Here is a 7,788-nt window from a genome sequence, read left to right as displayed (position 1 = left end):
TCAGGTGTGTAAGCGCAGTAATGCGTTCAGCTAACTGATACTAATTGCCCGTAAGGCTTGATCCTATAACAAGTCTGCCTTGTAGATCGGCGCCGTGCGCAAGCACTGGCCGCGATCCAAAGCGACAAGTTGGATTCTCGTGCGTGATACACACAACCAAAATTACTGCTTCTTCCCAGATTGGTTCTGTTGGCCACGCCAGCAGAACAACCCTCTTTGCCTGATGACCATAGCGAGTCGGTCCCACCCCTTCCCATCCCGAACAGGACCGTGAAACGACTCTACGCCGATGATAGTGCGGATTCCCGTGTGAAAGTAGGTAATCGTCAGGCTCCCTAAGCCAAGAACCCCCGCCCGAAAGGCGGGGGTTTTTTGCATTGGCGCGGCGGAAAAGCGATGGATCCCGATCGGTTCTCCAGCCTATTCGTTTCTATCCCGATCAAACCTGCGACCCGTATCGGCGCAGCGAAGCCGCCATCGGGGTTGCATCTACACCCGTACCGCCGCACCGGCCGTTCGAAGCCGCTCACCCCGTCGATACTCCCCATCCTCCACTCCTGCTTTTCTCCAAAAATAGACGGGAAATTCATACGAATCGACGTCTTATTCGGCCCGTCCACGTAAAATTTGCGAATCCTCTCCACGCAGTCGCATCCGAAACGATGAACGCCGCCACTCAGATAGCTCGGGCCGTATGCCCACACGATTGTCCGGACACCTGCGCGATGCGCGTGACCGTCGAAAACGGCCGGGCGATCAAGGTCACGGGCGATCCCGACCATCCGCCCACGCAAGGCGTGTTGTGTACGAAAGTCAGCCGATACGCGGACCGCGTTCATCATCGGGACCGTCTTACCGTTCCGCTCAAGCGCGTCGGTGCGAAGGGAGAAGGGCGATTCGCGCCGATCAGCTGGAGCGAAGCGCTCGACGAGATCGGCCGTCGGCTCGGTGAAATCGCCGCGCGCGCGCCGGAGGCGATCCTGCCGTACAGCTATGCGGGAACGATGGGGCTCGTGCAGGGCGAAGGCATTGCGCAGCGGTTCTTCCATAAAATCGGCGCGTCGCGGCTCGAGCGGACAATTTGCTCCGCGGCCGGTGCGGCCGGCCTGCGCTATACGTACGGCGGAAACGTCGGCATGCATCTCGAGCATTTCGAGGAAAGCGAGCTGATCCTGATCTGGGGCGCCAATCCCATCGCATCAAGCCTGCATTTCTGGACCCGCGCGCAGGAAGCCAAGCGTCGCGGCGCCCGTCTGGTTGCGATCGATCCGTACCGCTCGCTGACGGCGGAGAAATGTCACCAGCACATCGCTTTGAAACCGGGCACCGATGGTGCGTTCGCGCTCGGGATGATGCATGTGCTGATTACCGAAGATCTGCTCGATCACGACTACATCACGCGTCATACGCTCGGCTTCGACGCGCTCAAGGTGCGAGCCCTGTCCTATCCGCCGGAATGTGTCGCACGGATCTGCGGCATCGAAGCGTCGGAGCTGATCGAACTCGCACGTCGTTACGGTTCGACCCGCAAGGCAGCGATCCGGCTCAATTACGGGATGCAGCGCGTCCGCGGCGGCGGCAATGCCGTGCGCGCGGTCGCGAGCCTGCCTGCGCTGACGGGCGCGTGGCGCGACCGGGCAGGGGGCCTGCTGCTGTCGTCGTCGGAGTCGGCGCCGGTCAATCACGCGGCGCTGCTGCGCCCCGATCTGATGCCCGGCTGGCCGCACAAGCAGCCGCGCGTCATCAACATGAACACGATCGGCGATGCATTGCTGAATCCGGGCGACGCGGCTTTCGGGCCGAAGGTCGAAGCGGTAATTGTCTACAATTCGAATCCGGTCGCGGTCGCGCCCGACTCGTCGAAAGTCGCCGCGGGGTTCGCGCGCGACGATCTGTTCACGGTCGTTCTCGAGCACTTCAAGACCGATACGGCCGATTTCGCCGACATTGTGTTGCCGGCCACGACCCAGCTCGAGCATCTCGACGTCCACAAGTCGTACGGCCACACCTATGTAATGGCGAATCTGCCGGCGATTCCGCCAGTCGGCGACGCACGGCCAAACACCGAAATCTTTCGTGGCATTGCCCGCAGCATGGGGCTCGACGAGCCCGCGCTTTTCCACAGCGATGAAGAGGTCGCGCAGGCCGCGCTCCGTTGGGACGACCCGGCGCTCGACAGCAATTGGGATACGTTGAAGCGTGCCGGCTGGCTGAAGCTCAAGGTGGCGGACGCGCCTTTCGCGAATGGCGGCTTCCGTACGCCGTCAGGCAAATGCGAGTTCCATAGCGCGCGACTCGAACAGATGGGCATGGACCCGGTGCCCGATTACCTGCCGCCGTTCGAATCGGCGGAGGCCGCGCCCGAACTCGCCGCCCGCTATCCGCTCGCGATGATTTCGCCGCCGGCGCGGCACTTCCTGAACAGCACGTTCGTCAACGTGGACAGCCTGCGCAGCACGGAAGGCCAGCCGCACCTCGACTTGCACCCGGCCGACGCCGATGCGCGCGGCATCCACGAGGGCGATGTCGTACGCATCTTCAACGACCGTGGCTCGATGCAGGCAGTTGCGAGAGTGACCGACCGCGCGCGACCAGGGCTCGTCGTCGGCCTGTCGATCTGGTGGAAGAAGCTATCGGCGGATGGGCGCAACGCGAACGAGGTGACAAGCCAGGCGCTGACCGATCTCGGTAACTCGGCGACGTTCTACGATTGTCTGGTCGAAGTTGAGCGGATTTGACCGAACTTCGAGATATGATCAGACGAAATCGCTCGAAAGTTGGAAGTGAGCATCTAACCCTGTTGTCGCGGGACCTGCGAGCCGTTACGATGCGTTTTAGCACGACCATTCGAAAATCTGTGAGGAGACGCGCAGTATGGACAAAATTTGGCTGAAATCGTACCCACCCGGCGTTCCAGCCGAAATTGACGCGTCCCCATACCCCTCCATTCCGGATCTCCTCGACGAAAGCTTCAAGCAGTATCGCGACCGCAAGGCGTTCGTCTGCATGGGCAAGAGCATCACGTACGGCGAGCTCGATGCGCTGTCGCGCCAGTTCGGCGCGTGGCTGCAGTCGCGCGGGCTGGCGCGCGGCGCGCGCGTCGCGCTGATGATGCCTAACGTGCTGCAGTATCCGGTGGCGATCGTCGCGGTGCTGCGCGCGGGCTACACCGTCGTCAACGTCAACCCGCTCTATACGCCGCGCGAGCTCGAACATCAGCTGAAGGACAGCGGGGCGGAGGCGATCGTCATCCTCGAGAACTTCGCGTCGACGTTGCAGGCCGTCATCGCCAATACCGCGGTCAAGCATGTGGTGGTCGCGTCGATGGGCGATTTGCTGGGCATCAAGGGCTGGCTGGTCAATTACGTCGTGCGCAACGTGAAGAAGATGGTGCCGGCCTGGCAGCTTCCGTCGTTTACGCGCTTCAAGGCCGCGCTGTCGGAAGGCGCGCGCCAGACCTTCAAGCCGCAGAAGCTCGGCCCCGACGACGTCGCGTTCCTCCAGTACACGGGCGGCACGACGGGTGTCGCGAAGGGCGCGACGCTGCTGCACCGGAACATCGTGTCGAACGTGCTGCAGGCCGGCGCGTGGCACCATCCGGCGCACGAGAAGTACCCCGACGTGAAGCAGTTCGTGACGGTCGTCGCGCTGCCGCTCTATCACGTGTTTGCGCTGACGGTCTGCGGGTTCCTGACGATGCGCACGGGCGGCATGGGTATCCTGATTCCGAACCCGCGCGACATCGGCGGCATGATCAAGGAGCTGAAGGGTTACCAGATCTCGACGATCCCGGCCGTCAACACGCTGTACAACGCGCTGCTGAACCATCCCGAATTCAACCAGCTCGACCTGTCGAAGCTCGCGATCGCCAACGGCGGCGGCATGGCGATCCAGGAAAGCGTCGCGAAGCGCTGGTATGAGAAGACCCATACGGCGATCGTCGAAGGGTATGGCCTGTCCGAAACGTCGCCGGTTGCCACCTGCAATCCCGTGACGGCGACCGAGTACAGCGGGACGATCGGCCTGCCGCTGCCGTCGACCGAGGTTGCCATCCGCGACGATGCCGGCGCCGACGTCGCGCTCGGCGAGCCGGGCGAGATCTGCATCCGCGGACCGCAGGTCATGGCTGGCTACTGGAACCGTCCGGATGAAACCGCGAAGGTCATGTTCCCGGACGGTTTCTTCAAGACCGGCGACGTCGGCGTGATGGACGCGCGCGGTTACGTGAAGATCGTCGACCGGAAGAAGGACATGATCCTGGTATCCGGCTTCAACGTGTATCCGAACGAGGTCGAGGACGTGGTGGCGTCCCACCCGGGCGTGTTCGAGGTGGCGGCGGTCGGCGTGCCGGACGAGCACTCGGGCGAAGCCGTGAAGTTGTTCGTCGTGAAGAAGGATCCGGCGCTGACCGACAAGGACATCCTCGCGTACTGCAAGGAGCGGCTCACCGGCTACAAGCGGCCGAAACTCGTCGAGTTCCGCACGGAGCTGCCGAAGACGAACGTGGGCAAGATCCTGCGGCGCGAATTGCGCGACGGACGCGCGTAACACCGAAGTCGAACAACGAGCCCGGCCTGTGCCGGGTTTTTTTGTTTGTGACGCCGGCATCGGGGCTGCGGGGACCGATGCCGGCAATCGCAGGAACGGCGCGCGCGTTCGACCGGGTGCGCCTCAGCCGATGGAATGCCTCAACCGCGTCGACTGGCGCCCGGTGTATTCCGCGAGCAATCGGCCAAGGCGTGCGCGTCGATGAAGCCCGCGAACGGCCCGTTGCAGTCAACGCGATGTGCTGCGACCGTCCCGCTCACCGCTTCGCTTCCCGGTTCCGCAAAGAAAAAGGCGCCCGAAGGCGCCTTCAATATGCTGCGGCTTGTCAGGCAAGCTGATTAGAACTTGTGACGGATGCCGACGCGAGCTGCGACCTGGTTGCTGGTCGTCGACGGGTCGAGACCGTTGATCGAAGCATGTGCCTGAACGACGTTGCCTGCTGCGTCGAGCGCGTTGCCCGATGCATGCTGGTACACGCCGATCACGTAGACGTCCGTGCGCTTCGACAGGAAGTAGTCGACGCCCAGCGAGCCCTGGTGGTACTTGGCTGCCGAGTTGCCGTCGATCTTGCTGCCTTGCGTGTAGTCGTACGCGGCGCCGACGATCAGCGCCGGGGTCAACTGATACTTGAAGTTGATTTCGCCGTTGTTGAACGTCGCGGTCTGGTTCACGAACGGACCCACCGAGAAGCCCTTGAACTTCGTGTTCGAGTACGTCGCGCCGATCGTCGCCGCGCCGAACGTATACGCGCCGCCCGCACCGATGACCTGGTACGTGTTCGCGCTGTTCGCGTACGCGCCGTACACCGGCGACGACACGGCCGTCGTGGCAGCCGACGCGCCGGTATTGAACATGCCGCCGAAGTTCGCCGGCGTGCGGGCGTTCAAGTAGCCGACACCCAACACCAGCGGGCCGTTGTTGTAACCGGCGCCGAGCGACCAGACCTGGTTCCGCGAGAACTGGCCGGCCTGACCGCCGAAGCTGTACATGCCGCCGAACGAGAAGCCGCCGTAGGTCGGGCTCGTGTACTTGACCGCGTTGTTCACACGGTACGCGTTGTTGAAGTTGTCGAGGTCGCCCGGGTGAGCAGCGATGTAGCCGCCCCACTGATCGCCTGCCTCGAGCGGGCCGACGAAGTCGACGACGGAGTCGTACTGACGGCCCAGCGTGACCGTACCGAACTGGCTCGACAGGCCGACATAAGCCTGGCGGCCGAACATCAGGCCGCCCTGGCCGAGCCTGCCGGAGTTGACGTCAAAACCGTTCTCGAGCACGAAGACCGCCTTCAGGCCGCCGCCCAGATCTTCGGTGCCGCGCAGGCCGAAGCGGCTGCCTTGCATCACGCCGCTCGACAGACCGTACAGATGGCCGCCCTTCGCATTGTTGTTGAAGATGAAGCCTTCATCGATGATGCCGTAAAGCGTCACGCTGCTTTGCGCATGAGCTGCGCCAGCGAACGCGCCCAGCGCGACGAGCGCGAGAAGCGACTTTTTCATTAACGGATCTCCAAGAATCACTGAATTTTTTTGGCGGGGCGGATAGTTATGTTCTGTTGACGGGCCCCACCAACTTCGCAAGAAGTCGCACGTAATGTAGCAAAACCGATTTTTCGGACAAAGCGAAATGCCGTCGCTCAAGGTCGCCATGTTTCCTTTATGCAACAATGGTTAAAATCACGGGTTAACCGCAATTTCCGCTGAATAATCAAGTCGGTTACGCAGCGGAGCACGTGCCTTTGCCGCCCGCGGCGGCACACGCAGCCAGGAGAACAGGATGGTGTTGGATGAACTGATCAGCGAATTCGATCGCGGCTTGCGCTCGCTGACCGGCATTAGCCGGATGAGCCGCCCGGTGCCCGTGCCGACGGAGCCGCCCGTCGGCGAACTGACGCCCGCGGAGCGCGCGCATGCCGCCGGGCTGATGCGCGTGAACCATGTCGGCGAGGTCTGTGCGCAGGCGCTTTATCAGGCGCAGAAGCTGACCGCGCGCTCGGCGTCGTCGAAGGCGATGTTCGAGGAAGCCGCGCGCGAGGAGGAGGATCACCTCGCGTGGACCGCGCATCGGCTAAAGGAACTCGATTCGCGTCCGAGCCTGCTCAACCCGCTGTGGTATGCCGGCGCGCTCGCGATCGGCGTCGCGGCCGGCACGCTGGGCGACAAGGTCAGCCTCGGCTTCATGGCGGAGACCGAGCGTCAGGTCGAAAGCCACCTCGACGGCCACCTTTCCGAGTTGCCGGCCACCGACACGGCGTCGCGCGCGATCGTCGAGCAGATGCGGGTCGACGAGGTCAAGCACGGCAAGGCCGCGACCGACGCCGGCGGCATCGAACTGCCGCTGCCCGCGCGCATGCTGATGCGCGCCGCGTCGAAAGTCATGACGCGCACAGCGTACTATCTCTGACATCCGGGGCCGGCGCGACGCACGACGCCGCGCCGGTCCGCCGAACCCGATACCGCCCGTTTTTTCCGCGTTTTCCCGCCCCCGAAAGTCCCGTCCGCACGCCAGTCTGGCCCGCCTTTCTCACGTATCACCTTCACAAGCTTCCCTAGCCCATTCATTTATAACGGTTTTTGGTATGAGGGGTGGCATGAGCATGTGCGCGTAAGTCCTTGTTCTAACTAACAAAATTCGTCAAAAAAGCGGGCCGCTCCCTTGACCGTGCCAAACCCTTCCTCTAAAGTGGGAGACAGTGTGAGAAAGTGTATTTTTGTGTGATTTGGCGGGCTGTTCGGGCTAAATTCTTGAGCGTTGGGCGGGTGCTTCGGTGCCCTGAACGGGAGAGCGGAAAGTGTTCCAAGGGGCGTCGGCGCTGACGCTCGATGCGAAAGGGCGGATGTCGGTGCCGTCTCGCTATCGCGAAGCGCTGCAAGGACAGGCAGAAGGACGGGTGACTGTGACCAAGCACCCGGACGGCTGCCTGTTGCTGTTTCCGCGCCCCGAATGGGAAGTATTCCGCGCCAAGATCGCCGCGCTGCCGATGGACGCCCATTGGTGGCGGCGGATTTTTCTCGGCAATGCAATGGATGTCGATCTCGACAGCGCGGGCCGGATTCTCGTATCGCCCGAGCTGCGGATGGCAGCCGGACTGGAAAAGGAAGTCATGTTGTTGGGAATGGGTAGTCACTTCGAGCTGTGGGATTCGCAGACCTACATCGCGAAGGAGCAGGCAGCGATGGCGCAGGGCATGCCCGATGCGCTCAAGAACTTTACGTTCTGATTGCGGTGACGGAGACGCCCGCG

General features: G+C 62.7%; 5 protein-coding genes and 1 rRNA gene. 5 read left to right on the top strand and 1 reads right to left on the bottom strand.

Features of this window, described 5'->3' with window-relative positions; genetic code table 11:
- Positions 1-219 precede the first annotated feature (219 nt).
- The 3 genes from rrf to SB771_RS20300 all read left to right on the top strand — a co-directional run bounded on the left by rrf (position 220) and on the right by SB771_RS20300 (position 4,548).
- Positions 220-332: ribosomal RNA gene (gene rrf / locus SB771_RS20310) — 5S ribosomal RNA — on the top strand.
- Between the two features lie 330 nt (positions 333-662).
- Entirely contained in the window at positions 663-2,738 is a 2,076-nt protein-coding gene (locus SB771_RS20305; protein WP_175661559.1) for a molybdopterin-dependent oxidoreductase, read from the top strand.
- A 136-nt stretch (positions 2,739-2,874) separates the two neighbouring features.
- Positions 2,875-4,548, top strand: a complete 1,674-nt coding sequence (locus SB771_RS20300; protein ID WP_175661558.1) for a long-chain fatty acid--CoA ligase — start codon at positions 2,875-2,877, stop codon at positions 4,546-4,548.
- 338 nt (positions 4,549-4,886) lie between these two features.
- Here the strand turns inward: SB771_RS20300 and SB771_RS20295 are convergent, their stop codons facing one another.
- Positions 4,887-6,044, bottom strand: coding sequence for a porin (locus SB771_RS20295; protein ID WP_011655884.1), 1,158 nt, complete (start codon positions 6,042-6,044; stop codon positions 4,887-4,889).
- Between the two features lie 277 nt (positions 6,045-6,321).
- Between SB771_RS20295 and coq7 the strand changes: the two genes are divergently transcribed.
- Both coq7 and mraZ read left to right on the top strand, forming a co-directional pair.
- On the top strand, positions 6,322-6,948 hold the full coding sequence (gene coq7 / locus SB771_RS20290; protein WP_126227105.1) for a 2-polyprenyl-3-methyl-6-methoxy-1,4-benzoquinone monooxygenase: 627 nt from the start codon (positions 6,322-6,324) through the stop codon (positions 6,946-6,948).
- Positions 6,949-7,336: 388 nt separating this feature from the next.
- Positions 7,337-7,765 carry a division/cell wall cluster transcriptional repressor MraZ gene (gene mraZ, locus SB771_RS20285; RefSeq protein WP_006752433.1) on the top strand — a complete coding sequence of 143 codons (429 nt, stop codon included), beginning with the start codon at positions 7,337-7,339 and terminating at the stop codon, positions 7,763-7,765.
- Positions 7,766-7,788: the final 23 nt, after the last annotated feature.

Source organism: Burkholderia sp. SIMBA_051, from assembly GCF_046534915.1.
Classification (GTDB): domain Bacteria; phylum Pseudomonadota; class Gammaproteobacteria; order Burkholderiales; family Burkholderiaceae; genus Burkholderia; species Burkholderia ambifaria.
This window is presented reverse-complemented; position numbering and strand designations above follow the sequence as displayed.